Genomic DNA, 22743 nt, shown 5'->3' with positions numbered 1-22743 from the left:
CGTGGGCCAGGCTCGACGTACCGCCAACCGTCCCCGGAAGGTCGTGACCGTGCAGGAGGACGCCGCACCGTTCTTCATCGGACCGCACCGCTTCGACGCGGATGGGGACCCCGCCCGTCCCACGCTCGACCGGCGGTACGCGCTGGTACCCGAACCGGGCGAGCAACTGCTCGGGCAGCACCGGCTGCGGATCGCCGGGCAGCTGCTCGGTCCCACCGAGAACGCGCCCGCCTGGCGCCTGCCCGCGCCGGCGACGGCCACCGTGACGGACCGGCGCCTCGCGTATGTCTGCACCGGCTCCGAACTGGCCTTGGCCCCGGGGCCGGACGGCCGGACAGGTGCCCGGCACCGGCGTCCGCTCCGGCTGTCCCGTCTGGTCAGTGGCCAGATCCGCTGGCAGTGGCCGTCCCGGCTGGAGCTGGCCGAGGGCCCGGACGACGAGGTCGAGCTGCTGGTGGTCTGCGACGCGCTGCGCACCATCCGGCAGCCGGCTCTCGCGCTGGCCGGCCCGGACGCCCTGATCATCGCGCTGGCTCGCCAGGTACGCCGCGCGGTGGCCGCGTTCCGCCTGGTGCACCCCGAACTGGTGGACCTCTCCCCGCCGGAACGGGGCACCCTGCTGACCCGAGTGGGTGGCGCGCCCGGCCCGGCCCGGGGCTCGCTGACCCTGCCCGGTTCGCTGCCGGTGGAGTTTCTGTCCCGGGAGGACTACTACCGGCCGGCGGCGACCGAGGCGGCGGCCTGGCCCCGGACGGCCTCCCCGGCCCGGGGCCGGCCCGGTTCCGCCTGCTGACCCTCAGATCAGCGCGGGCCGGTCGGGGCGGACCCGGGCCCGCAGCCGGCGGTCAGGAGGTGGCAGCGCGAGGGCCTCGGCGGTCCAGCGCGGCGGCCTCCTCGGGCGTGGGGGCGGCGCCGCCGAGGTGGGCCGGCTGCCACCAGGCGTCGTCGGGGCCGGCCGGCTGCTCCGGGTACTCCCGCTGGGCCCGATCCACCAGCGCGCTGAGCCGGTTCTTCAGCTCGGCCGTCATCGTGGCGGCGTCCGGGTAGCCGGCCGGGTCCATCGGCTCCCCCACCAGGATGCTGATCGGGGTGTGCCGGCGGGTGAGGGTGCGCGGGCGGCCCTTGGTCCACAGCCGCTGGGTGCCCCAGAGTGCGACCGGCAGCAGCGGCACGGCGGCCTGCTGGGCCATCCGGGCGGCCCCGCTCTTGAGCTCTTTGACGGTGAAGGAGCGGCTGATGGTCGCCTCCGGGAAGACGCCGACCACCTCGCCGCGCCGCAGCGCGGACACCGCGGTCTGGTACGACCCGGCCCCGGCCGCCCGGTTGACCGGGATGTGCTTCATGCCCCGCATGAGCGGCCCGGAGACCTTGTGCCGGAAGACCGACTCCTTGGCCATGAACCGGACCAGGCGGCCGGAGTCGCGTGCGCCGTACCCGCAGAAGATGAAGTCCAGGTAGCTGACGTGGTTGCTGGCCAGCACCGCCCCGCCGGTGCGCGGCACGTGGTGGCTGCCCTCCACCCGCAGGCGCAGGTCGAGGACCCGGAACATCGTCTTGGCGGCGGCGATCACGGGCGGGTACACGAGCTCCGGCATCCGTCGACTTTACCCCGAGTAGGTTACGCAACCGTAGGAACGGATCGTGCGGTCCGATCTGCGGGCTCTGCCGTGGGCAGAGCCGGGTCGCGGGCCGGCCCCTGGAGGGGCCAGCATGGCGGGATGACCGAACGCGGAGTGCTGCTCTGGATCCACGGTGGCGGCTGGCGGGCCCGCTACCACGAGGACGGCGCGGCCCTGGCCCCGCTCGGGCTCCGGGTGGTCGCGGCGGCCTACCGGTTCGTGACCGAGGCGCACTGGCCGGCCCAGCTCGCCGACGTACGCGCGGCGGCTCGGGCCGCCCGGGCCGCGGCGGACGGGCTGCCGCTGCTGGTCGGGGGCGACTCGGCCGGCGGGATGCTCGCCCTGCACCTCGCCCTGCGGGGAGTGGACCGGCCGGGCGACGTCGCGGCGGGGCTGGCGTACTGGGCGCCGGTCGACCCGCTGGACCCGCAGTGGCGGCGGCTGCGCGCCCACGACGACCCGTGGGCCGACCTGCTCGGCCACCCGCCCGCCGCGGGCGACCCGGCCACCGTCGACGCCGCGGTCGCGTCCCACCTCGGGTCCGGCGTACCGGTGCTGCTGGTGCAGGGGCGCGAGGACGCGTCGGTGCCGGCCGCGCAGTCGGTTGCGCTGGCCGGGCAACTGCTCGCCGCCGGGCACCCGGTGCACACCTGGATCACCCACGGCGGGCACGCCCTCGACCTGGCGCGTCCGGACATCCAGGCGGTCACCGCCGCGTTCCTGGACACCGTCCTGCCGCCCGCCTGACCCGACTACCGTCAGGGCATGCCCGACCTCGCCGCCATCGTCCACTGAGCACGCGGCGGCGCCGCCGACCACCCCACGGTCGCGTTACTGGGCGGCCAGCCGGTGCAGGTCGACCCGGCCCCGGGCGAAGGCGTCCACCTTCCCCCACCGGCCCGGGATGTCCAGCACCTCGATCCGCCCCATGCCGACCGGCAGCCGCGGGTCGACCGACAGGTGCCCCTCGTGCGGCTCCAGCCCGAGCATCGTCCGGATCAGCAACAGCGGGGTCCCGGTCGACCAGGCCTGCGGGCTGCACGCCGTCGGATACTCCACGGGGAACTTGGTCAGGTCCCGCGGATAGCCGCCGAACGCCTCCGGCAGCCGGCCGTCGAAGTACCGCGCCGCTTCGAGGATGCCGTTGGCGATGACGGCGGCCTCGTCGGCGAAGCCGTACCGGCGCAGACCCCAGGCGATGAACGAGTTGTCGAACGGCCAGATCGTGCCGTTGTGATAGCCGATCGGGTTGTAGCGGACCTCGCCCTCGGCCAGGGTGCGCACCCCCCAGCCGGAGAAGAGCCGCGGCCCGAGCAGGTGGTCGGCGATCTTCCTCGCCCGGTCCGGCTCGACGATGCCGCTCCACAGCAGGTGGCCGATGTTGGAGCTGAGGACCGCGCAGTGCCGGCCGTCCGGGTCCAGCCCGAGGGCGTAGTACTCGCCGTCCGCCACCCACCAGTCCCGGTTGAACCGCTCCCTGAGCTCCGCCGCCTCTCGCTCCAACTGGTCGGCGTACGCCGGGTCGTCCCAGAACTCCCGGGCCAGCCGGGCGGCCCGCATCTTCGCGTCGTACGCGTACCCCTGCACCTCGCAGGTGGCCCGCGGGAACGGCGGCAGCGTGCCGTCCCGGTAGGAGATGGAGTCCCACGAGTCCTTCCAGCACTGGTTCTCCAGGCCGGTGTCGGTGTTGCGCCGCTCGTACCAGATGTAGCCGTTGCCCACCAGGTCGGCGTAGTCGTCGACCCACTTCAGCGCCGCCCGGCACTCCCGTTCCAGCTCCTTGACCAGCGCCACGTCGCCGGTCCACTTCTCGTACTCGTCGAGCAGCACCACGAACAGCGGCGTCGCGTCCACCGAGCCGTAGTAGGGCGAGTGCGGCTGCTCCTCGAAGGCGGCCGTCTCGCCGTAGCGCATCTCGTGCAGGATCCGGCCCGGGTCCTCGTCCCGGAAGTCGTCGAACCGGGTGCCCTGCAGCGCCCCGAGGATCCGCAGCGTGGTCTTGGACAGCTCCGGCGCGAACGGCAGCACCTGGAGGCAGGTCAGGATGCTGTCCCGGCCGAACATGGTCATGAACCAGGGCAAGCCGGCGGCCGGCAGCGTCTGCCCACCGAGCGACAACGGCGAGAAGCGCAGCGCCGCCAAGTCGATCAGACTGCGCCGGTACGTCGAGCAGACCTCCCGGTGCTCGCTGTTCACCTTCGGTGCGTTGGCGATCCACTGCTCCAGGTCCTGCTGCAGGGCCAGCCGCTCGACGCCGTGCGTCCGCAGCCCCATCCGCAGGTCCCGACCGCCCGGGCCGACCGCGAAGGTCTGTACGTCGATGCCGGTGTCCCACTGCTCGTTCGGTTCCAGGTGGACGGTGAAGGCGAGGCCGTTCCGGTCGTAGCGGGCCGGCTGGGAGGACTGGATGACCGTCTCTCGCTTGAAGTTGCCTCGCCGGTAGCCCAGCCGGAGCCGGTCCGACTCGGCCTGGGCGTAGATCTCGCCCTTCTTGTTCAGGATCTCGTCCTTGACCTGGAACAGGTCGGCGAAGTCCGACGCGGCGTCGATCCGGATCTCCAGGTCGACCGGTTTCTCGTCGTGGTTGAGGATGGTCAGCGTCTCCCGGAAGCTGCCGCCCACCGCCCGCTCCCGGATGATCGACAACTTCGCGTCGATGTAGTGCGTGGCCATGCCCGGCACCAGGAAGAACCGGGCCTCGTAGTACTGGAGGTCGTCGTACGACAGGGCGTTGAGCCGCTCACCGTTGACGGTCAGCACCCACTTGGAGAGGAAACGGGTGTCGATGGCGAAGAGGCCGGTCGGCTCGCTCGGCGTCGCCTCGATGTCGCCGGTGTCCTCGGACACCACGAACGTGTTGCCGTCCAGGATCCGGACGGTGTCCGTGCCCGCCATCAAAAAGCCCCCCTCTGGAACGCGTGATGCGGCCCGCGAGAGTCCGGCGGGCCGGGAAAGATCCGTTCGACCTGCAACACCAGCCGCAGGTCGCCCAGCACGGTCATGTCGCCGCGCAGCAGCGCCGCGATGACGTTCTCCTGGCCGCTGACCAACTCGCCGAAGAGTCGCGGCGCGGTCCCCACGACCGTGTTCGCCTCCTGGTCCTCCTGCCGGACCCGGAGGTTGCCCCGGTCGATGTGCAGCAGCCAGTGTGTCGTGTGCGCCCCCTCGTGCAGGTCGAAGCGCAGCGTGCCGCTGGTCTTCGCCAGCAGGGGTTCGTACCCCCGCCGGTCCAGGTCCTCGAAGAACTTCGTGGTCGCGTCCACCAGTTCACTCCTCCCGCGGTCCGCGGCGTGTGACGTCCGAGAAGGGGTGCCCATCGGGTACGGGGTCAATCTCGCCCGGTTCGGGTGAGCCGCCGACGCCGCGCGGGCGGAACGCCGGGGGTGTCGAAGTGGTAGGCGACGGCGGTGGTTTCCTGGGCGCGCGAACGCCGGCACCCGGGAACCGGGGGCCGGCGTCGCCGCGGCGGACGGATCAGTTGTTGGGTTCGTCGGCGCTGATGTCGGCGAGCACCGACTGCGGCTCCCGCTCGACGGCGAGGTCACCCATCGACACCAGTCCGATCAGCCGGCCGTCGTCGACCACCGGCAGCCGCCGGACGGCGTACGTGCGCATCAGGTCCGCGGCCGCCACCGCGTCGTCGTACTGGCTCACTGTCACCACGTCCTTGCTGGTGATCTGGTTGAGCCTGGTCGTGGCGGGGTCCATGTTCTCGGCGACGCCCCGGACCGTGATGTCCCGGTCCGTGACGATACCCACCACGCGGTCACCATCGGTCACCACCACGTCGCCGATGGCGCTGTCGCGCATCTCCTGCGCCGCCGCGGTCAGGGTGTCGTCGCCGTCCATCGTCACCAACCGGGTCGTCATGAACTCTCCGACCGTTGTCATGGTGCTCCCCTCTCGGTGTCGGCACCGCGGTCTACCCGCCGCCGCGGGCCGGGTAACGCGCCCCGCTCGGTGGTGGTGCGAGCGCAGGTCGTGGCAGCCGGTCCTGGACCGGCCGAAGAACGCCGGGCCGGGGGCGACGGGAGGCCAGGGGCGCGGCGGACGCGTGGTCAGGCGCGCGGGGGCGCGCCGTAGACCCGCTCGACATGCAGCCGCAGCACGAGGCGGCGCTCGGCGACCATGGCGCGCCGGAAGTCGTCCCAGTCCGGGTGTTCGCCCTGCACCGCCCGGTACAGCCCGACCAGTTCCTCGACGGTGGGATCGTCCGGCCGCTGGGCCACCGGGGTCAGCTCGGCCCGTGCCTCCGCCACCGCGTACGCCCAGCCGTCCCCGCTGCTGACCTGGAAGCTGGCCCGGGGGTCCCGACGCAGGTTGGCGGTCTTCGCCCGGTCGTCGGTCACCGAGATCCGGATCACGCCCTGGTCCCGGTCGAGGGAGTGGACCACGTTGGACAGCTGGGGCCGGCCGTCCCGCTTGATGGTGGCGAGCACCCCGATCCGGCGGCTCGCGAGGAGATCGGTCAGGGCCTGCTGGGTCTGCTCGTCCGCCATGGGGGCCTCCCGGGTCGACTGGTCGCGGTCGACCCCCATCTCACCGCATTCCCGGCCGGCGCGCCCGACGCCCGGCCGGGCCGGCCGGCTCAGCGCCGCTCGGCGGCGACCAGCTCGGCGAGCTGTACGGCGTTGAGCGCGGCGCCCTTGCGCAGGTTGTCGTTGGAGCAGAAGAGCGCCAGCCCGTGCTCGACGGTCTCGTCGGCCCGGATCCGCCCGACGTACGTCGGGTCCTGGCCGGCCGCCTGCAGCGGGGTGGGCACGTCCGACAGGGCCACCCCCGGCGCGCCGGCGAGCAGCTCCCGGGCGCGGGCCGGAGTGATCGGCCGGGCGAAGCGGGCGTTGATCTGGAGCGAGTGTCCGGTGAAGACCGGGACCCGGACGCAGGTGCCGGAGACCTTCAGCCCCGGGATCTCCAGGATCTTGCGGCTCTCGTTGCGCAGCTTCTGCTCCTCGTCGGTCTCGAAGGAGCCGTCGTCGACGATCGAACCGGCCAGCGGGAGCACGTTGAAGGCGATCGGGCGGGCGAACGAGCGCGGCGCGGGGAACTCGACGGCCGCGCCGTCGAAGGTGAGCCCGGCGGCGTCCTCGGCCACCTTGCGGACCTGCTCGTCCAGCTCCGCCACGCCGGCCAGGCCGGCGCCGGAGACCGCCTGGTACGTCGCCACGACCAGGCTGACCAGCTCGGCCGCCTGGTGCAGCGGGCGCAGCACCGGCATGGCGGCCATGGTGGTGCAGTTCGGGTTGGCCACGATGCCCTTCGGCCGGTCGGCGATGGCGTGCGGGTTGACTTCGGCGACCACCAGCGGCACCTCGGGGTCCATCCGGAACGCCGAGGAGTTGTCGATGACGACCGCGCCGGCGTCGGCGACCCGGGGGGCCAGCTCGCGGGCGGTGCCCTTGCCCGCCGAGAAGAGCGCGATGTCCAGCCCCCGGTAGTCCGCGGTGGCCGCGTCCTCGACGGTGACCTCGCCGTCCCGCCAGGGCAGGGTCCGCCCGGCCGACCGCGCCGAGGCGAACAACCGCACCTGCTCCGCCGGGAACTCGCGCTCCGCCAGCACCTGCCGCATCACGCCACCGACCTGGCCGGTGGCCCCCACAATGCCGATCCTCATGCCCGCGAGGCTACCCAGCCGGGCGGCCGGACCGGGAAGGCTTTCCCACCGCGCGGGCCGGCGGCCGGCCCCGCCCTCGCCGGACGGCAGCCGCCAGGACCTGCAACGACGGCGCTCCGGGACCGCTCGTCCCGGAAGATCACCCGCCGTCGGCCCACCCGGCCGGAGCATCCGCACCCCCGCCCGCCCGGGGTCGGCGGCCGGACGCGACCGGAATCACACCCCGCGGGCGGTCAGGGGGTGTGGTCGACGACCTCGCCGAGCCCGCTGGCGACCAACTCGTCCCGGATGATCGCCGCGTCGCCCTCCACGACCAGGGTGAGCGAATCCGGGTGCAGGTGCGCCGTGGCCGCCGCCGAGACCTGCTCCACGTCGGCGGCGAGCAGCGACTCGCGCAGCCGGGCGTGGTAGTCGTCCGGCAGGTCGTGCACCACCAGGGTGGTCAGCGCCGAGGCGATGGCCCGCGGGGTCTGCAGCTCGACCGAGAGCTGGCCGGCCCGCCAGAAGCGGGCCACCGTGAGCTCGTCCTCGGTCACTCCCTCCGACCGGGTCCGGGACACCTCGCCGACCGCCTCGACCAGCGCCGGCGCGGTCACCGCGGTCTGCACCCCGGAGCTGATCGCGAACCGGCCGAACCGGCGGGACGAGGCGAAGTCGCCCCGGATGCCGTAGGTGTAGCCGTGCACCTCGCGCAGCAGATGGTTCAGCCGGGAGGTGAAGGCCCCACCCAGCACCGTGCCGGCGAGCGACATCGGCACGTGGTCCGGGTGGGCGCGGTGCGGGGACGGGTGCCCGAGGCGGAGCGTGGACTGCACCGAGCCGGGGCGGTCGACCAGGATGATCCGCCGCCGGTCGTGCCGCGGCACCTCGACCGGGCCGCCCTTCTCCACCGGCCCGCCCCCGGCGCCCGCGAACGCCGTCGCGCCCAGCGCGTCCAGGTCGATCCGGTCCAGGTCTCCGGCGATGACCAGGGTGCCCGGGCGGATGAACCACTCGGAGTGGAAGACCGTCACGTCGTCCACGTCCAGCGCGGCCACGCTGTCCGGGTCGCCGTACATCGGGCGACCCCAGCGGTTGTCTGTGCCGAAGATGTCGCCGCGCAGCACCGCGTCCGCCCGGGGGCCGGGGTTGGCCCAGTCCATCCGCAGCGCGGTCGCCTCGTCGTCGCGGACCCGCAGCACGTCGGCCGGGTCGAGCTTCGGCGTCCGGACCGCCTCGGCGAGCAGTTCCACGGCGGCGCTCAGCCGATCGACCGGCACCTGCACGCTGACCTGGAAGGAGTCCCAGTCCAGCGCGGTCACCAACTCGGTGCCGAGCGCCTCGACGGCCAGCGCGTACGCGGTGGCGTCCCGCTGCGCGGTGCCCTCCTCCAGGGCCTTGGCGAGCACCGCGCCCAGCCCCTCCTTGCCGACCGGCTCCCGGCCGGCGCCGGCGTCGAGGAGCAGCAGCGCGACCGCGAGGCTCTGCCCGGGCAGGTGCGCGGCGACGACCTGCCCGCCGGCGACGGCCCGGCGCACCACCTGCGGGAACCGGTACGGGCGGGCGGCGCCCGGCCCGGGACGTTCGGTGATCAGCGTCATGCGGTCTTCTCCTCCGGCACGTAGCACAGGGTCACCCGGTCGTGTTCGGTACGGAGCAGCTCGGCGGCCTGTTCGGCGATCTGCTCGGCGGTGACGGCGAGCCACCCCGGCAGCCGCTCGCCGGCCTTCGCCGGGTCGCCGAACTGGGTGGCGTACCGGCCCAGCGTGTCCGCCCGGCCCTCCACCGTGGACATCTGCCGCCACCACATGGTGCTCAGCAGCGCCTTGGCCCGGTCCAGCTCGGTGGCGGTCACGGGCACCGTCGCCAGCTCGTCGACCACCTCCGCCAGCCCGTCGCGCAGCCGCTCGACGGTGACCCCGGGACGGGCGGTGGCGGTGGCGATCAGCGGGGCGGGAGCGTGGGCCAGGTCCACCCCGTACGCCCCGACCAGATCCGGCTGGGCGATCCGCTCCCCGTCGGCGAGGCGCTGGTAGAGCCGGCTGCCCCGGCCGCTGCCGAGGACGGTGGCGAGCACCGTGGCGACGTCGTAGCCGGGGGTGCCGAACGGCTGGGTGCGGTGCGCCACGTACACCCGGGGAGCGGGGACGTCGGCGGTGACCGTCTCCACGGCCGGCCGCCCGGCCGTCGGCACGGTGCGTCCGTCCGGCGCGGCGGGGATGTCGGCGCGCGGCGGGATGGCGCCGAAGTACTTGTCGGCCAGCGCGAACACCTCGGCCGCCGTGGTGTCGCCGACCACGGTGAGCACCGCGTTGTTCGGCGCGTAGTAGGTCTGATGGAACGCCTGGAAGGTGGGCAGGCCGGCGGCGTTGAGGTCGGCCATCGACCCGATCGTGGCGTGGTGGTACGGGTGCCCCGGCGGGTAGAGCAGCGGCAGCAGGCGCAGCCACGCGTCGCCGTACGGAACGTTCTCGTACCGCTGGCGGCGCTCGTTCTTGACCACCTCGCGCTGGTTGTCCAGCGTCTCCTGGGTCAGCGCCGGCACCAGGCCGCCCATCCGGTCGGCCTCCAGCCAGAGCGCCAGCTCGAGGTGCTCGGCCGGGACCGTCTCGAAGTAGTTGGTCCGGTCCGGGTTGGTGGTGGCGTTCAGCGAACCGCCGGACCCCTGGATGAGCTTCATGTGCTCGGTCTTCGCCACGTTCACCGAGCCCTCGAACATCAGGTGCTCGAAGAGGTGGGCGAAGCCGGTCTGGCCCGCCGGCTCGTGCCGGGAGCCCACGTCGTACCAGAGGTTCACGGCGATCGCGGGTGCGGTGCGGTCCTCGCTCACCACCACGCGCAGGCCGTTGTCCAGTCGGGTCGTCTCGATCGGCCAGGGGTAACCGCTGTCGGGCATGGCACGACGCTATCCGATCTCGCGGGCGGAAAGGGGACGGGCGGGAGCATCCTCGCCGCGCGGCGGGGTATCCCCGGGGAATGCCCGACCCCGCATCCACCGCCACCGAACGTGCCGCCGCCGCGCTGGCCCGCCGCCGGCGGGCCCGGCTGCTGCATCCCGCCGGCCGCACCTTCTCCGCCGAGGTGATGATCTGGGGTACGCCCGGTCCGCCGACCGGGGTCCCGCTCTTCGACCGGCCCAGACGGTGGCGGGGCACGGTCCGGCTGTCGAAGGGGGTCGCCACGCCGGGGAGCTGGCCGGACGTGCTGGGGCTGGGCGTGCGGCTGCACCGGGACCCGGAACCGCCGGTGGATCTGCTGATGAGTTCCAGCGCCGCCCCGCCGGTGCTGCGCCGACTGCCGCTGCCCCGGCGGCGCTTCACCGGGACGTACAGCTCGATCCTGCCCTTCCGGGCCGGCCGGTGCCGGCTCCTGGTGGCCGCGCTGGCCGACCCGGACTCGCCGGAGCTGGGCCGCAGCCTCGCCGAGGTCTCGTCGGCGGCGGGCCCGGACGCGCCACGGCTGGTGCTGGCGGTGGCCTCGACGGTCGGGCCGTGGCGGCCGTTCGGGCAGGTCTGCCTCGACGGCCGGCGCGGCGCCCGGGAGGACGCCGCGCTGGCCTTCGATCCGATCGGCAACCTGCCGGCGGGCCTGCGGGCGGAGGGGCTGCTCGCCTGGCTGCGCGACACCACCTACCGCGGCTCCCGCCGAGCCCGGGGCGCGTCCGCTCAGTCCGGGGGCTCGCTCGGGGTCACGGTCTGATCCGACGTCCGGCGCTCCAGGGTGGCGTCCTGGGCGACGTTTCGATCCTCCCGGATGTCCGATTCGGCGAGGATCGCGTCGGCCTGGGCCTCGGGGTCCTCGCTGCCCACCGCCGCCTCCTCCGGCAGGAGGTGGGCGCGGGACTCGATCCGCTCCTGGTCGTTCTGCTGGTGGCTCATGCTGTCCCCATACCCCGCGGGTGCGCAGCGGAACGGGCCACGGACCTCGTTCGGGCGCACCGGGTGTCGCGGTCGTCGGCCAGGTAGCGCGGTTCCGGTTCCGCTTTCCCAGGATCCGGTACGCCGAGGAAATCGTTCCGTCGGGTCGCCGCGTGGCGCTGATGGCCCCGCCGGACGCTTGTCGCACCCTCGGCACCATAGATGAAGTTGAACGCGGGGCGGGGCCGTGCCGACGACGGAGTGAGCCCAGCCCGTCGCGTCGGGTACGCTGGCTGGCGTGACGCGGTCGTATCGATGGTTTAGGCAGCCGGCTGGAGGAGCCGGTGACTCGACCATGATCTGACGTCACTCCTCTTCGAGCCGGCCGGGCAGGGATCATTCCCTGCCCTTTCGCGTACGAGCAGCCGGCTCGACCCCGGGCGCCGGCCCCGGGCACGGTCGGCGGAAGGAACCCCACCGTGCCGACCCAGGACGCCCATCGGGTCATCGACCAGCGGATCGACCGCGTCGTACCACTGACCACCCCGGCCCTGCTGCACCACCACCTGCCCTTGGACGCGGCGCTCGCGGAGGCCGTGGTCACCGGCCGACGCGCCGTCGGCCGGGTGCTGGACCGTGCCGACGACCGGCTCCTGGTCGTGGTCGGCCCGTGCTCGGTGCACGACCCCGCCGCCGCCCTCGAGTACGCGGGCCGGCTGCGCGAGGCCGCCGACCGGCTCGCCGACGACCTGCTGGTGGTGATGCGGGTCTACTTCGAGAAGCCGCGCTCGACGGTGGGCTGGAAGGGCCTGATCAACGACCCGGGGCTGGACGGCTCGGGCGACGTCAACACCGGCCTGCGTACGGCCCGGTCGCTCCTGCTCGACGTGCTGCGGCTCGGGTTGCCGGTGGGTTGCGAGTTCCTCGACCCGATCACCCCGCAGTACATCGCCGACGCGGTGGCCTGGGGAGCGATCGGCGCCCGGACGGTGGAGAGCCAGGTGCACCGGCAGCTCGCCTCCGGCCTGTCCATGCCGATCGGCATGAAGAACCGCCCCGACGGCAGCATCTCCACCGCCGTGGACGCGATCCGGGCGGCCGGCGTGCCGCACGTCTTCCCCGGCATCGACGTCTCCGGCACCCCGGCGATCATGCACACCCGGGGCAACGCCGACGGCCACCTGGTGCTGCGCGGCGGGGGCGGGCGGCCCAACTACGACGCGGAGTCGGTGGCCGGCGCGCTCGACCTGCTCCGCACCGCCGGCCTGCCCGAACGAGTGGTGATCGACGCCAGCCACGCCAACAGCGGCAAGGACCACCGCCGGCAGCCGCTCGTCGCCGCCGACGTGGCCGCCCAGTTGGCCGCCGGCCAGCGCGGCATCGTCGGCATCATGCTGGAGAGCTTCCTCCAGCCGGGCCGCCAGGACCTGGACCCCACGCGGGAGCTGGAGTACGGGAAGTCCATCACCGACGCCTGCATCGGCTGGGACACCACCGGGCAGGTCCTCACCGACCTGGCCCAGGCCGTCCGCACCCGCCGCGCCACCCTCCCCACCCCCGCCTGACCTCCCCGGTCCACCCATCTGTTGATCATGAGGTTGGCGGCGGCCAGCGAGATCCACATCGCCGCCAATCTCATGATCAACGAGGAGCCGGGGCAGCGCCGGCGACGTTTGACCGATTCGGGCCGGGGTAGCTGACCGGGGTGACCGACGACGCGCCCGTGACCGAACAGCCGGACACCCGGCAGCTCGACGAACTGCTCGACGACATCTACCACGGCCAGGAGCGGATCACCCAGGCGGACATCTACCGCCGGGCGGTCGCCGCCGAACTCCCCGCGGAACTGCTCACCCGGATCGCCGCACTCCCGCAGGGCGAGTACGCGATCGACGAGGTGACCGACCTGCTGGGCGGGACCGTCGCCTGAACGGCCGGCCGGGTGGCCGCCGCGCCGACCGGCCGGAGCGGGCCGTTACGGAGCCCGCCCGGAGACCGCCGGCGGCACGACGGAGAGGACAGTGGGATGACCGACCGGGACGAGGGGCAGCGCCAACCGGAGGCGCTCGGCCAGCCGCCGACGGCGGTGCCCCCCGACGCTGATCCGGAGTTCGCGGAGGAGCACGAGGAAACCGCGGTGGACGAGGACATCATCACCGGCGAGGACGGGGGCCGACGCGAGCCCGAGTCGTCGCGTGGCTGGGCCGGCCAGAACCACGGCACCAACCCCACCTGAGCACACGTACGAGGGGCGGGCGCGCCCGCGTCCGCCCCTCGTCTCGACCAGCTCCGGTTCGGCGCCCTCGCGACTCACTTTCCGCGTTGCCCACCCGTGGCCGCCTGCTGGGCGACCGCGTAGCCCATCTGGAGGAAGTCTGAGGCGGCCACCGCGGTCAGCGCGGTGGCGACCAGCCGGGTCAGCCGGGGCGCGAGCACCAGCCCGCCGGTGAGCCCGGTGGCGACCCAGACCGCCAGGCAGAACGGGCAGCTCAGCAGTTCCCCGACCGCGTGCCGGGTGGCACTGCCCTGGTCCCGGACCTGCTCCATCACCTCGCCACTGCCGATCGGGTGGTCGTAGCGGGTGAACGGAGCACGCAGCGGGCTGGTGATCGCGTCCTTGGAGAGCAGCCGGCTGAGCTTGTGGGTCGCGACGGAGAGCAGCACCACGTCTGCCGGCGAGGGCCGCTCCGGCACCGGCCGCCCGGTCACCCGGACCAGCCCCACCAGCGACGCGGTGACCGTCGCGTACGTGCCCATCGCCACCAGGTAGCCGCCCAGCGGTCGGTGCTCGTGCGGCGCGTACGCCTGACGCAGGCGCGCCACCTTGTGCTTCAGGCCACTCCGGGACACCTGGCCTCCTCGTTCTCGTGGCACCGCCGGCTCAGCCGGCGCTCAGGTTGTCATCCACCTCGCGGGCGAGGTTGGCCAGCGTCTCCTCGGCCAGCGCCGGGACGTCCCCGCCGGCCAGGTCCAACCGGACCCGGGCGCCCCCGGCGTCGGCCGCCTCCACCCGGATCTCCGCCGACCAGTCGGGCGCGGAGTCGCTGTACCAGGTCGCTCGCATCTCCTCGACGCTGACCACCTCCGGGCGGCGCCCGCCGTCCTGCCGCAGCGGCTCGGGCAGCCACGCCGCCGCCCGGTCCGGGTCGATGGCCGTGTTGAAGACCACCTCGGGCGGCGCGGACATCCCCCGCTCGACGTGCGCCACCATCAGGCCCCCCGGAGCCGGCTCGGGTCGACCTCCCGCCCCGGGTGCCGGGCGAGGTATTCCGTCTCCAGCTCCGCGGTGCGACGCAGGTGGTTGGCGAGCGCGGAGTCGGTGGCGTGCCGCAGGGTGTCCAGCCGGGTCCGGTGCAGGCTGTGCATCTCCCGGATCAGGTCCTCGTCGCCCAGCTCGGCGGGGTCCACCCCGAGCAGCTCGCCGTCGACGTCGCCCAGCGCGGTGTCGGTCCGGGCGTGGTCGCCGTCCCACTCGGGCATCCGCTGCTCCGGGCTGGCGTCGCCGGGCCGGCGTACTGATTCGGTCATTGTCGCCCCCTCGTCTCGTTCGGGCTGGCGTCTAGACGGATGCCCACCCGCGATGCCACCAAACCCCGCGACCTACGACACCGCGTCGGAGACGGCCGCCGGCCCCGGTACCCTCAATGGCATGAAGCGGCTCCGGACACCGGCGTGGATCGCCCGCCACGTGGCCATGGTCGTGCTGGTCGTGGGCTGCCTCGGGCTCGGCTGGTGGCAGGTCACCCGGGCCGCCGAGGGCAACACGCTGAGCTTCGGGTACGCGATCGAGTGGCCGGTCTTCGCCGGCTTCGTGGTCTTCCTCTGGTGGCGTGAGGTGCGGCACGCGCTGCGGGGCCCGCGTGAGCCGGGGCCCACTCCGGCGCCGCCGGCGGCCGCCGGGCCCGAGCCGGCCCCCACCACCCCGGTGGTACGCCGACCGGTGCGGGTCAGCCGGGTGCCGGCCACCCCGGTCGAGGCGGTCGAGGACGGCGACCTCGCCGCGTACAACCGCTATCTGTCATGGTTGAACGCCAACCCGGGCGCGCGGCCCGGCGACTATCCCGGCTGATGGCCGGTTCGGAAGGACGGACGACGGTGGGCGGAGCCCTTACCCGGTACCGCGTGATCGCCTGGATCGTGGGCGTCGCGCTGGCGGTGCTGGTCCTGATCGGCATGCCGCTGAAGTACGGCTTCGACAAGCCGACCGTGGTGGCCGTGGTCGGCACCGCGCACGGCTGGCTGTACATGCTCTACCTGGCCGCGACCTTCGACCTGTCGCGCCGGGCCGAATGGCCGCTGAAGCGGATGCTGCTGGTGATGCTCGCCGGCACGGTGCCGTTCGTCTCGTTCTACGCCGAGCGCCGGGTCAGCCACTGGGTGTCGGCCGGCGACCGGCCCCGCACCCCGGAGCCGGTCGCCGGCTGAGTCATCGGCTGGGCCGCCACGGGTCGGCGGAGGCCAGCGGGTCCGCCCAGCCGGCACCGTGGCGTACCCCCTCGCGGGCCCGGTTCAGGGCCCGGGTGACCTGGCCGAACTGCCGCTCGTCGTCGCTGCTGAACAGCAGCACCTCGGCGCCCCGGTGCAGCCCCCACAGCTCGTACGCCGGGGGCCGCCAGCGGTCGCCGACCAGGATCAGCACCAGCGGCAGCAGACCCACCGCGCCCAGCGCCAGGTACGCGGCCGCGGTGAGTCGTTGCAGCCCGCCGGTGAAGCCGAGCAGCACCCCGACCGCGCCGATCAGCGCGGCGGTGACCACGACCGCCCGGAGGGCCAGCCGGTCGTGCGGCCCGCGGGTGGTCCAGAGCTGGCTGAGTTCCGTGACCCGCCAGCTGTTGCGGCCGACGGTGAAGCGTTCGGCGGTGACGACGATGCCCGGCCGGGCATAGAGCAGGGTCGGGGTGGTCGCCTGCGGCGACCGGGGCGGGCGGGTGGTGGAGCCATCGCTCTGCACGGCGTCCTCCAGGGGTCGCGCGCCGGGTTCTCCGCGCCAGCCCTGACCTGTGCCGATGCCGCTGACGGGATTCCCGGCTCCGCGCTTCATTGTGTTGGGGGCGCGCCACCCCGGCCCGGCGTTTCTCCTGGCCCCCGGGGCCACCCCGGGCGGGGATTCCGCCCGGAAACAGAATCTATTTGGGGCTATGTCGTGACTTCACGACCCGTTGCCTGGCGACATCCGCCGAGAACGACGAATGGGGCGAGCCTCACGATGCGGCCATCGGGCACGAGGGCCGCCTCTTCCGGGGTCGCAAAACGGGCACAAAGCGTCACCGTCACCAGCATCACTTCCTGACACTTTGCCAACATTCGCCCCTATTTCAACCACCGGCCACTCCCGTCACGGGTTAGGTTGGGCAGGCCGGTCCGGTCGACCGCCATCCACCCGGATGGCCCCGGGCCGGTGTCGCCGGAGCGCGAAACGCTCCCGGCGACCGTGGGAGAGGAGCTTTCCGCTCTTGTCGTCCTTACGGATCCTGCTGCGCTCGCTGGTGGTCGCCGGCCTCTCGGCCGTGCTGATCACCCCGGCGTCGGTGGCTCGGGCCGAGCCCACCCCCGCCGAGCTGACGAAGCAGATCGAGAAGTCCTCGACTGAGCTGGAGCGAATCGTCGAGTCCTACAACAAGCTCAACGAGGACATCAAGGCCAACCAGGCCGCCGCGGCCGCGTTGCAGGCCAGGATCGGCCCGTTGCAGGCGCAGGCCGAACGCAGCCGCGCCGACGTGGGCGTCCTCGCCGTCACCGCGTACAAGACCGGCGGGCTGCGCACCGCGCAGGCGCTGCTGGAGCCGAGCGGGTCGGCCTCGCTGCCGGAGCGGCTGGGCACGCTGGACCAGCTGACCCGCCAGCGCCAGCAGACCATCGCCGGCTTCACCGCGGACCAGCGCCGGCTGATCGACCAGAAGACCCGGCTCGACGCCACGCTCGCCCGTGAGGCGGCTCAGGCGAGGCAGCTCAGGGCCGCCAAGAAGAAGATCGAGGCTGACCTGGACCGCCTCTACCAGCTGCGGCGGCAGGCGTACGGCCGGGCCACCGAGGCGCCCGCCTCGGCCAGCTCGGCCGGCAGTCCGCCGGCTGTCTCCGGCTCTGCCGGGGTGGCGGTGCGCTACGCGTACGGAGCGGTCGGCAAGCCGTACGTCTACGGGGCCGACGGCCCCAGCGGCTACGACTGCTCCGGGCTCACGCTGGCCGCGTGGCGAGCGGCCGGCAAGTCGTTGCCGCACAACGCGGCGATGCAGTGGAACGCCACCGCACGGATCAGCCGCAGTTCGCTGAAGCCCGGTGATCTGGTCTTCTACTCCGGCCTGGGTCACGTGGCGCTCTATGTGGGTGGCGGTCAGATCATCGACGCGCCCAGCGCCGGCCGCAACGTCAACAAGCGGGACATGAACATCATGTCCATCGCCGGCTACGGCCGGGTGCGCTGACCCCAAGAGCCCGCGCGGGCTCCCGGACGGCGAACGGCCGGCGTCCCCCTATCGGACGCCGGCCGCTCGTCTTGTCATTACTACCAGCTCAGGCTGCCTGCAGCCCCTCGGCCCGGGCCAGCTCACGGAGCCGGCCGAGAGCCTGGATCTCCAGCTGGCGGATCCGCTCCCGGGACAGCGAGAACCGCGACGCCACCTCGGTCAGCGAGTGCTCCCGGCCGTCCTCCAGCCCGTAGCGGGCCCGCATGATGCCGGCCGACCGGTCGTCGAGGTGGTTGAGCAGACCCTCGATGCGCTGCCGCTCCAGCCCGGTGAGGACGATGTCCTCCGGCGACGGGGCGTCACTGTCGGCGACCAGGTCACCCAGGTTGGTGTCGCCGTCGTCACCGACCGGGGTGTCCAGCGAGACCGTGTCCTGCGACCAGCGGACCAGCTCGTTGACCCGCTCGACGGTCACGCCGAGCGCCGCCGCGATCTGCTCCGGCTCCGGGTCGCTGCCCAGCTCACGGGTGAGCTGGCGGGTCACGTTCCGCATCCGGTTGACGTCCTCGACCAGGTGCACGGGCAGCCGGACGGTCCGCTCCTGCTGGGCGATGGCCCGGCTGATCGCCTGGCGGATCCACCACGTCGCGTAGGTGGAGAACTTGTAGCCACGCTCGTAGTCGAACTTCTCGACCGCCCGGACCAGGCCGGTGTTGCCCTCCTGGATCAGGTCCAGCATGGGCATGCCGGACCGCACGTACCGGCGGGCGATCGACACGACCAGTCGCAGGTTGGCGCGGATGAACAGGTCCTTCGCGCGCTCACCCTCGACGACCAGCCGCTCCAGCTCCTCCCGCTCGACGCCGGCGGGCACGCGGTCCTCGCCGAGCAGGTGCTCGGCGTAGAGGCCGGCCTCGATCGCCTTGGAGAGGTCAACCTCCTTGGCGGCGTCCAGCAGCGGCGTCCGGGAGATCTCGTGCAGGTAGACGCCGACCAGGTCGCGCTCCTCGGCGACCTCGTCGGTACGCATGCCGATGTTCTTGTCCACGATTGCCACGGTCCCCTCGCTAGCGCCGGTTGCCCGGTTCCTTGCCATCCCCACGTTCATCAGCCCTCCCCGTAACCTCTGCTGTGCCCGTAGGTGCTGACACCTACACAACAGTTGAGACGCGTTGGGGATTCCATGTCGTGAGTCGAAACTGTCACGAATGCCTGAGTAGTAGCTGAGAGCCCGGTCCATGTTTGCTGTCAGGACCCCTGCTCGGGCGGCTCACGCACGCCCTGCTCAAAAGACGCTCGGAGCAGCGGAATCGTTGCCGCCCGGGAAATCGCACCATTGCGAATTCCAAGAACACAGCGACCCGCGTCACCGCGGCATTGCGATCCTGGTCACTGCGAGATACGCATCGGTGGACCGGGCGGTTCAGCCACGGGTCAGGATTACCCCACGCTTCGATGAACAATCCGCAGCGCGGAAGCCGTCCCGGCCACGGCGTGACGTGCGTCGCAGCCGCCGGAACGGGCGGGGCGAACGGGACGCCGGGCGGGTCAGGAGGCGAGCAGGGCCAGCGCGCCGCGTACCTGGTCGGCGGAGCGGGCCAGGGCGGCCCGGGCGGCGGAGACCTCCGCGCCGGAGACCAGCGAGACCAGGGCGGTCTTGAGATCGCCGTCGGCCTCGTGCAGCGCGACCCGGCAGATCTCCTCCGCGCAGCCGGTGGCCTCCATGAGGATCGAGATCATCCGGCCGCGCAGCTTGGCGTTGGTGGCGACCATGTCGATCATCAGGTTCGAGTAGACCCGACCGAGGCGCACCATCACGGCCGTGGAGAACGTGTTGAGCACCAACTTCTGCGCGGTGCCCGCCTTCATCCGGGTCGACCCGGTGACCACCTCGGGTCCGGTGTCCACCCCGATGAAGACGTCCACCGACGAGGCGGCGTCGGCCTCCGGATTGGCGCAGAGCAGCACGGTTGAGGCCCCCTGTGCCCGGGCGGCGGCGAGCGCCCCGAGGACGTACGGGGTGCGTCCGCTGGCGGCCAGCCCGACCACCAGGTCGCCGGCGCGTACGCAGTCGGTGGCGTCGGCGGCGCCAGCGCGCTCGTCGTCCTCGGCGTCCTCCACGGCCCGCCACATGGCCTCCGGGCCACCGGCGAGGTGGGCGCAGAACCAGTGCCGCGGCGAGTTGAAGGTGGGGGCCAGCTCCGCGGCGTCCAGCACGCCGAGCCGGCCGGAGGTGCCGGCGCCGAAGTAGTGCACCCGGTGCCCGCCGCGCAGCGCGGCCACGGCCAGGTCGACGGTCTCCGCGATCTCGTCGAGGACCGCCGCCACCGCCCCCGGCACCCGCCGGTCGGCCTCGTTGATGACGGTGAGCACCTCCCGGGTCGACATCAGGTCGAGGTCGACGCTGTGCGGGTTGCGCCGCTCGGTGGGCGCCCCCACCCGCACCACCGGCCGCACCGCGGTCACCTCGCCCGGCTCCACCCGTCCGGTCGTCATCCCCGCCTCCGCCCGGCGCCCACCCGATGCGACTGGACGGCCTCGGCGGTCACCTCCAGGGCCTTCTTCGCCCTGGCCCGGTTGCGCGCGGCCACTCCGACGAAGAGGCAGTCCACCACGGTGAGCTGGGCGAGCCGGCTGGCCATCGCCCCGGAGCGGTAGGTGGTCTCGCGGGCCGCGGTGGTGAGCACGAAGTCGGCCACCTCGGTGATCGGCGAGCGGGGGAAGTTGGTCAGCGCGACCGTGGTGGCGCCCCGCGCCCGGGCCTGCTCCAGCACCTCGATGACGTCCGATGTGGTGCCGGTGTGCGAGATGCCGACCGCGACGTCGCCCCGGCCCAGCAGGGCCACCGAGGTCAACGCGGTGTGCACGTCCGGGAAGTAGAAGGCGGTCCGGCCGATGCGGTGCAGCTTCTGCTGGAAGTCGGAGGCGACGAAGCCGCTGGCGCCGGCGCCGTAGACGTCGATCCGGCCGGCCGCACCGATCGCCTCGACCACCTGCTCGCAGACGGCCGGGTCGAGCTGCTCGGCGGTCTCCTCGACGGCCCGTGCGTCGTTGAACGCGATGGTCGCGATGATCTGCGCCAGGTCGGCGCCGGGCGGGATGTCGCCGCCGACCACTCGGGCGTCCGGCGGCTCGATCCGCCGGGCGGCCTCGGCGGCGAGCCGGATCCGCAGCTGCGGGTAGCCCTCCATGCCCACCGACCGGCAGAACCGGATGACGGTGGCCTCCGAGGTCTCGGCGGCGGTGGCGAGGTCGGTGATGGTGCGCCGGGCGGCGTCCGCCGGATCGGCGACGACCAGCCGGGCGACCCGCTGCTCGGCCGGGGACAGCGACGGGAGCAGGCCGCTGATGTGGACGATCAGTCCACCGGGCTCGTGACTCGCAGAAATCTTCGGACTCTTCGCCACGGATGAAACTTACTTTCATGAGGCGCGACCGTCAACCATGACCGCGCGTATCGGGAAAAGTACCCCCTTCCGCGCCGGATCATCGCCGCAAGGGTCCCATTCCCGCCGCCCGCCCACCTCATCCGCTCCGGTCGAGTCGGCCACGCCGACCGACCGTCCGACCGGCCTTCGTGCAGGTCACGCCGACCGGACGGCTTGGACCGGGCCGCCGGACGGATGGCTCCGGACGCCCGGTCGGCATCGATCCGGCCGGAACGCCCCCGACCGCCGCCCCGGCCGGCAGGCGACTAGCGTGGGCCCATGGCGGAGCGCACGGTGCTGGTGACCGGGGGCACGGGCGGACTGGGCGGTGCGGTCACCGCGGCCTTCCTCAAGGCGGGCTGGCGGGTGGTCGTACCCGAACGGGAGGGCGATCCGACGGTGCCGGCGGCGGCCGGACCGGTCCAGGTCCGGCGGCAACTCCAGCTCGACGCGTCTGACGCCGCGCCGCTACGACGACTCCAACTCGGCGCGTCGGGCGCCGCGCGCCCTGGCGCCGTCGCCGGCGCCGTCGCGGAGGCCGTCGGCGCGGACCTGCTGGAACCCGCCGGGGCGGCGCGGGCCGTCGCGGCGGCGACCGCGGAGCCGAGCGCGCCGCTGCGCGCGGTGGTCAACCTGGTCGGGGGGTACGCCAGCGGCGGGCTGGTGCACGAGACCCCGGTCGAGGAGTTCGACCGGATGCTGCGGATCAACCTGCGCCCCACCTACCTGGTCACCCAGGCGGCACTGCCGCACCTGGTGGCGGCCGGCGGCGGCGCGGTGGTTTGCGTGTCGGCGCGGGCCGCGGTGGCGCCCTTCCCCGGCGCGGCCGGCTACGCCACGGCCAAGGCGGCGGTGCTGGCCTTCGCCAACGCGGTGGCGGTGGAATACCGGCAGCGCGGGGTGCGGTGCAACACGGTGCTGCCGAGCGTGATCGACACGCCGGCCAACCGGGCCGCCCAGCCGGAGGCCGACCACCGGCGCTGGGTGCCGCCCGCCGAGATCGCCGCGGTGATCCGCTTTCTCGCCTCCGACGAGTCCGCGCCGACCAGCGGGGCGAGCATCCCGGTCTACGGGCGGGCCTGAGCCGGCAGCGGGTCACCCCGGCCCGCCCCGCCGGAGGGTGGGCGGGGGCCACCCGGCGGCCCGCCCGTCGACGGCGGCGGGTCGCCCGGGAGCCACTCGGTGAGGTGGGCGCGGATGCGGCGGGACACCTCGTCCGGCGTGCCGTTCGCGTCGACCACCACGAAGCTGGAGTATTCCGGCAGCGCCCGGTAGGCGGTGGCGGCGGAGGTGAGCCACCGCATGGTCTCGTGGTCGGTGCCGCGCCGCTCGATCCGCCGGTACGCCTCGGCCGGGTCGACGCTGAGCAGGAAGGTGACCCGCGGCGCGGGGAAGATGCGGTAGCCGGCCCGGGCCAGCCGTTCCCACCGTTGTCCCCCGTGCGCCCGGATGCTGGCGTACTGGCAGGGGGCCCAGCGGTCCATCACCGCGGTGCGACCGGTCACCAGGCAGCTCAGCAGGGCGAGGGCGATGGCGAGCCAGCGGAGCACGGACTCGACGGCGAGCAGCCCGTGGCGGCCGACCAGCCGTTGCGCGTCCGGCCGGCCGAGCCGTTGGGCGAGCCGGCCGAGCCAGCGACGACCGCCGGCGTTGCGGTGGTAGGTGGCGGCGTGGCCGGCGGCGGTGAGCGCCTCGGCGAGCCGGTGGGCCTGTGTGGTCTTGCCCGAGCCATCGATGCCGATCAGGGCGACGGCGCGCAGTCGGGCCCTCCCGCGCCGCCCCCGCAGTGACCTGGCCACCTGCCCCAGGCTAGCGGACCGGTGCCCGTCCCCGGCGGTTTGT

General features: G+C 73.5%; 27 protein-coding genes. 10 read left to right on the top strand and 17 right to left on the bottom strand.

The genetic code is table 11. The features are described from left to right. Positions 1-49: 49 nt before the first annotated feature. Entirely contained in the window at positions 50-793 is a 744-nt protein-coding gene (locus tag ACFYML_RS23230) for a hypothetical protein (RefSeq protein WP_387422704.1), read from the top strand. 52 nt (positions 794-845) lie between these two features. Here ACFYML_RS23230 and ACFYML_RS23225 read toward each other — a convergent pair whose 3' ends face one another. Continuing rightward, entirely contained in the window at positions 846-1595 is a 750-nt protein-coding gene (locus tag ACFYML_RS23225; RefSeq protein WP_387422644.1) for a lysophospholipid acyltransferase family protein, read from the bottom strand. Positions 1596-1718: 123 nt separating this feature from the next. Here ACFYML_RS23225 and ACFYML_RS23220 point away from each other — a divergent pair, with 123 nt between their 5' ends. Then, complete coding sequence (locus tag ACFYML_RS23220) at positions 1719-2366, top strand: alpha/beta hydrolase (RefSeq protein ID WP_387422643.1); 648 nt, start codon at positions 1719-1721, stop codon at positions 2364-2366. An 84-nt stretch (positions 2367-2450) separates the two neighbouring features. Here the strand turns inward: ACFYML_RS23220 and ACFYML_RS23215 are convergent, their stop codons facing one another. The 7 genes from ACFYML_RS23215 to ACFYML_RS23185 form a co-directional block, all read right to left on the bottom strand. Then, on the bottom strand, positions 2451-4514 hold the full coding sequence (locus ACFYML_RS23215) for a glycogen debranching N-terminal domain-containing protein (RefSeq protein ID WP_387422642.1): 2064 nt from the start codon (positions 4512-4514) through the stop codon (positions 2451-2453). After that, the gene (locus tag ACFYML_RS23210) at positions 4514-4885 is read right to left on the bottom strand and encodes an SCP2 sterol-binding domain-containing protein (protein ID WP_387422703.1); all 372 of its coding nucleotides are present in this window, start codon (positions 4883-4885) and stop codon (positions 4514-4516) included. Before ACFYML_RS23210 ends, ACFYML_RS23215 begins: the two co-directional genes overlap by 1 nt. Positions 4886-5093: 208 nt before the next feature. Continuing rightward, positions 5094-5510, bottom strand: a complete 417-nt coding sequence (locus ACFYML_RS23205) for a CBS domain-containing protein (protein WP_073836006.1) — start codon at positions 5508-5510, stop codon at positions 5094-5096. Positions 5511-5677: 167 nt separating this feature from the next. Next, complete coding sequence (locus tag ACFYML_RS23200) at positions 5678-6118, bottom strand: PPOX class F420-dependent oxidoreductase (RefSeq protein WP_387422640.1); 441 nt, start codon at positions 6116-6118, stop codon at positions 5678-5680. Between the two features lie 89 nt (positions 6119-6207). Next, a complete protein-coding gene (locus tag ACFYML_RS23195; protein ID WP_387422639.1) occupies positions 6208-7233 on the bottom strand; it encodes an aspartate-semialdehyde dehydrogenase in 1026 nt (341 codons plus the stop codon). A gap of 233 nt (positions 7234-7466) precedes the next feature. Next, a complete protein-coding gene (locus tag ACFYML_RS23190) occupies positions 7467-8813 on the bottom strand; it encodes a M16 family metallopeptidase (RefSeq protein WP_387422638.1) in 1347 nt (448 codons plus the stop codon). After that, on the bottom strand, positions 8810-10108 hold the full coding sequence (locus ACFYML_RS23185; RefSeq protein WP_387422637.1) for a M16 family metallopeptidase: 1299 nt from the start codon (positions 10106-10108) through the stop codon (positions 8810-8812). Before ACFYML_RS23185 ends, ACFYML_RS23190 begins: the two co-directional genes overlap by 4 nt. Before the next feature lie 80 nt (positions 10109-10188). Between ACFYML_RS23185 and ACFYML_RS23180 the strand changes: the two genes are divergently transcribed. Beyond that, on the top strand, positions 10189-10911 hold the full coding sequence (locus ACFYML_RS23180; protein WP_387422636.1) for a phosphodiesterase: 723 nt from the start codon (positions 10189-10191) through the stop codon (positions 10909-10911). Here the strand turns inward: ACFYML_RS23180 and ACFYML_RS23175 are convergent. Then, on the bottom strand, positions 10878-11090 hold the full coding sequence (locus tag ACFYML_RS23175) for a hypothetical protein (protein WP_387280113.1): 213 nt from the start codon (positions 11088-11090) through the stop codon (positions 10878-10880). The genes ACFYML_RS23180 and ACFYML_RS23175 overlap by 34 nt on opposite strands. A gap of 458 nt (positions 11091-11548) precedes the next feature. On the opposite strand from ACFYML_RS23175, the gene ACFYML_RS23170 reads away from it, so the two are divergent. From ACFYML_RS23170 to ACFYML_RS23160, 3 genes are all read left to right on the top strand, one after another. Then, positions 11549-12634 (top strand): 3-deoxy-7-phosphoheptulonate synthase, encoded by a 1086-nt coding sequence (locus ACFYML_RS23170; RefSeq protein WP_387422635.1) that lies wholly within the window; start codon positions 11549-11551, stop codon positions 12632-12634. A 131-nt stretch (positions 12635-12765) separates the two neighbouring features. Further along, positions 12766-12999 carry a hypothetical protein gene (locus ACFYML_RS23165; protein WP_387280214.1) on the top strand — a complete coding sequence of 78 codons (234 nt, stop codon included), beginning with the start codon at positions 12766-12768 and terminating at the stop codon, positions 12997-12999. 96 nt (positions 13000-13095) lie between these two features. Then, positions 13096-13305: a hypothetical protein gene (locus ACFYML_RS23160; RefSeq protein ID WP_387422634.1), complete on the top strand. Its 210-nt coding sequence runs from the start codon at positions 13096-13098 to the stop codon at positions 13303-13305. Between the two features lie 74 nt (positions 13306-13379). Here the strand turns inward: ACFYML_RS23160 and ACFYML_RS23155 are convergent, their stop codons facing one another. From ACFYML_RS23155 to ACFYML_RS23145, 3 genes are read right to left on the bottom strand one after another with little or no spacing between them, the layout of a single operon-like run. After that, entirely contained in the window at positions 13380-13919 is a 540-nt protein-coding gene (locus ACFYML_RS23155) for a DUF1360 domain-containing protein (RefSeq protein ID WP_387422633.1), read from the bottom strand. A gap of 31 nt (positions 13920-13950) precedes the next feature. After that, entirely contained in the window at positions 13951-14277 is a 327-nt protein-coding gene (locus ACFYML_RS23150; RefSeq protein ID WP_387422702.1) for a hypothetical protein, read from the bottom strand. A gap of 2 nt (positions 14278-14279) precedes the next feature. Continuing rightward, positions 14280-14597, bottom strand: coding sequence for a DUF6158 family protein (locus ACFYML_RS23145; RefSeq protein WP_387280105.1), 318 nt, complete (start codon positions 14595-14597; stop codon positions 14280-14282). A 121-nt stretch (positions 14598-14718) separates the two neighbouring features. Between ACFYML_RS23145 and ACFYML_RS23140 the strand changes: the two genes are divergently transcribed. Both ACFYML_RS23140 and ACFYML_RS23135 read left to right on the top strand, forming a co-directional pair. Next, complete coding sequence (locus ACFYML_RS23140; protein ID WP_387422632.1) at positions 14719-15138, top strand: hypothetical protein; 420 nt, start codon at positions 14719-14721, stop codon at positions 15136-15138. A 26-nt stretch (positions 15139-15164) separates the two neighbouring features. Continuing rightward, positions 15165-15494: a DUF3817 domain-containing protein gene (locus tag ACFYML_RS23135; protein ID WP_357440868.1), complete on the top strand. Its 330-nt coding sequence runs from the start codon at positions 15165-15167 to the stop codon at positions 15492-15494. A 1-nt stretch (position 15495) separates the two neighbouring features. On the opposite strand, the gene ACFYML_RS23130 is transcribed toward ACFYML_RS23135, so the two are convergent. Next, positions 15496-16020 (bottom strand): DUF6232 family protein, encoded by a 525-nt coding sequence (locus ACFYML_RS23130; RefSeq protein ID WP_387422631.1) that lies wholly within the window; start codon positions 16018-16020, stop codon positions 15496-15498. Positions 16021-16522: 502 nt separating this feature from the next. Here ACFYML_RS23130 and ACFYML_RS23125 point away from each other — a divergent pair. Further along, positions 16523-17491, top strand: coding sequence for an NlpC/P60 family protein (locus ACFYML_RS23125; RefSeq protein WP_387422629.1), 969 nt, complete (start codon positions 16523-16525; stop codon positions 17489-17491). Positions 17492-17579: 88 nt separating this feature from the next. Here the strand turns inward: ACFYML_RS23125 and ACFYML_RS23120 are convergent, their stop codons facing one another. From ACFYML_RS23120 to ACFYML_RS23110, 3 genes are all read right to left on the bottom strand, one after another. Continuing rightward, positions 17580-18569 carry an RNA polymerase sigma factor RpoD/SigA gene (locus ACFYML_RS23120; RefSeq protein WP_387422700.1) on the bottom strand — a complete coding sequence of 330 codons (990 nt, stop codon included), beginning with the start codon at positions 18567-18569 and terminating at the stop codon, positions 17580-17582. 452 nt (positions 18570-19021) lie between these two features. Continuing rightward, positions 19022-19969 carry an N-acetylmuramic acid 6-phosphate etherase gene (murQ, locus tag ACFYML_RS23115; protein ID WP_387422627.1) on the bottom strand — a complete coding sequence of 316 codons (948 nt, stop codon included), beginning with the start codon at positions 19967-19969 and terminating at the stop codon, positions 19022-19024. After that, entirely contained in the window at positions 19966-20880 is a 915-nt protein-coding gene (locus ACFYML_RS23110) for a MurR/RpiR family transcriptional regulator (protein ID WP_073835988.1), read from the bottom strand. The genes murQ and ACFYML_RS23110 overlap by 4 nt, the downstream gene beginning before the upstream one ends. Positions 20881-21180: 300 nt before the next feature. Here ACFYML_RS23110 and ACFYML_RS23105 point away from each other — a divergent pair, with 300 nt between their 5' ends. Next, on the top strand, positions 21181-21984 hold the full coding sequence (locus tag ACFYML_RS23105) for an SDR family NAD(P)-dependent oxidoreductase (RefSeq protein WP_387422626.1): 804 nt from the start codon (positions 21181-21183) through the stop codon (positions 21982-21984). Here the strand turns inward: ACFYML_RS23105 and ACFYML_RS23100 are convergent. Continuing rightward, positions 21969-22700 (bottom strand): dTMP kinase, encoded by a 732-nt coding sequence (locus tag ACFYML_RS23100; RefSeq protein ID WP_387422625.1) that lies wholly within the window; start codon positions 22698-22700, stop codon positions 21969-21971. The genes ACFYML_RS23105 and ACFYML_RS23100 overlap by 16 nt on opposite strands. Positions 22701-22743 lie beyond the last annotated feature (43 nt).

This window comes from Micromonospora sp. NPDC007230, assembly GCF_042869115.1.
Taxonomy (GTDB): Bacteria; Actinomycetota; Actinomycetes; order Mycobacteriales; family Micromonosporaceae; genus Micromonospora.
This window is presented reverse-complemented; position numbering and strand designations above follow the sequence as displayed.

Coding starts and splice junctions, on each gene's coding strand:
- ACFYML_RS23225 (WP_387422644.1), bottom strand. CDS start 1,595: ATGCCGGAGCTCGTGTACCCGCCCGTGATCGCCGCCGCCAAGACGATG.
- ACFYML_RS23220 (WP_387422643.1), top strand. CDS start 1,719: ATGACCGAACGCGGAGTGCTGCTCTGGATCCACGGTGGCGGCTGGCGG.
- ACFYML_RS23215 (WP_387422642.1), bottom strand. CDS start 4,514: ATGGCGGGCACGGACACCGTCCGGATCCTGGACGGCAACACGTTCGTG.
- ACFYML_RS23205 (WP_073836006.1), bottom strand. CDS start 5,510: ATGACAACGGTCGGAGAGTTCATGACGACCCGGTTGGTGACGATGGAC.
- ACFYML_RS23200 (WP_387422640.1), bottom strand. CDS start 6,118: ATGGCGGACGAGCAGACCCAGCAGGCCCTGACCGATCTCCTCGCGAGC.
- ACFYML_RS23195 (WP_387422639.1), bottom strand. CDS start 7,233: ATGAGGATCGGCATTGTGGGGGCCACCGGCCAGGTCGGTGGCGTGATG.
- ACFYML_RS23190 (WP_387422638.1), bottom strand. CDS start 8,813: ATGACGCTGATCACCGAACGTCCCGGGCCGGGCGCCGCCCGCCCGTAC.
- ACFYML_RS23185 (WP_387422637.1), bottom strand. CDS start 10,108: ATGCCCGACAGCGGTTACCCCTGGCCGATCGAGACGACCCGACTGGAC.
- ACFYML_RS23180 (WP_387422636.1), top strand. CDS start 10,189: ATGCCCGACCCCGCATCCACCGCCACCGAACGTGCCGCCGCCGCGCTG.
- ACFYML_RS23175 (WP_387280113.1), bottom strand. CDS start 11,090: ATGAGCCACCAGCAGAACGACCAGGAGCGGATCGAGTCCCGCGCCCAC.
- ACFYML_RS23160 (WP_387422634.1), top strand. CDS start 13,096: ATGACCGACCGGGACGAGGGGCAGCGCCAACCGGAGGCGCTCGGCCAG.
- ACFYML_RS23145 (WP_387280105.1), bottom strand. CDS start 14,597: ATGACCGAATCAGTACGCCGGCCCGGCGACGCCAGCCCGGAGCAGCGG.
- ACFYML_RS23140 (WP_387422632.1), top strand. CDS start 14,719: ATGAAGCGGCTCCGGACACCGGCGTGGATCGCCCGCCACGTGGCCATG.
- ACFYML_RS23120 (WP_387422700.1), bottom strand. CDS start 18,569: ATGGCAAGGAACCGGGCAACCGGCGCTAGCGAGGGGACCGTGGCAATC.
- murQ (WP_387422627.1), bottom strand. CDS start 19,969: ATGACGACCGGACGGGTGGAGCCGGGCGAGGTGACCGCGGTGCGGCCG.
- ACFYML_RS23105 (WP_387422626.1), top strand. CDS start 21,181: ATGGCGGAGCGCACGGTGCTGGTGACCGGGGGCACGGGCGGACTGGGC.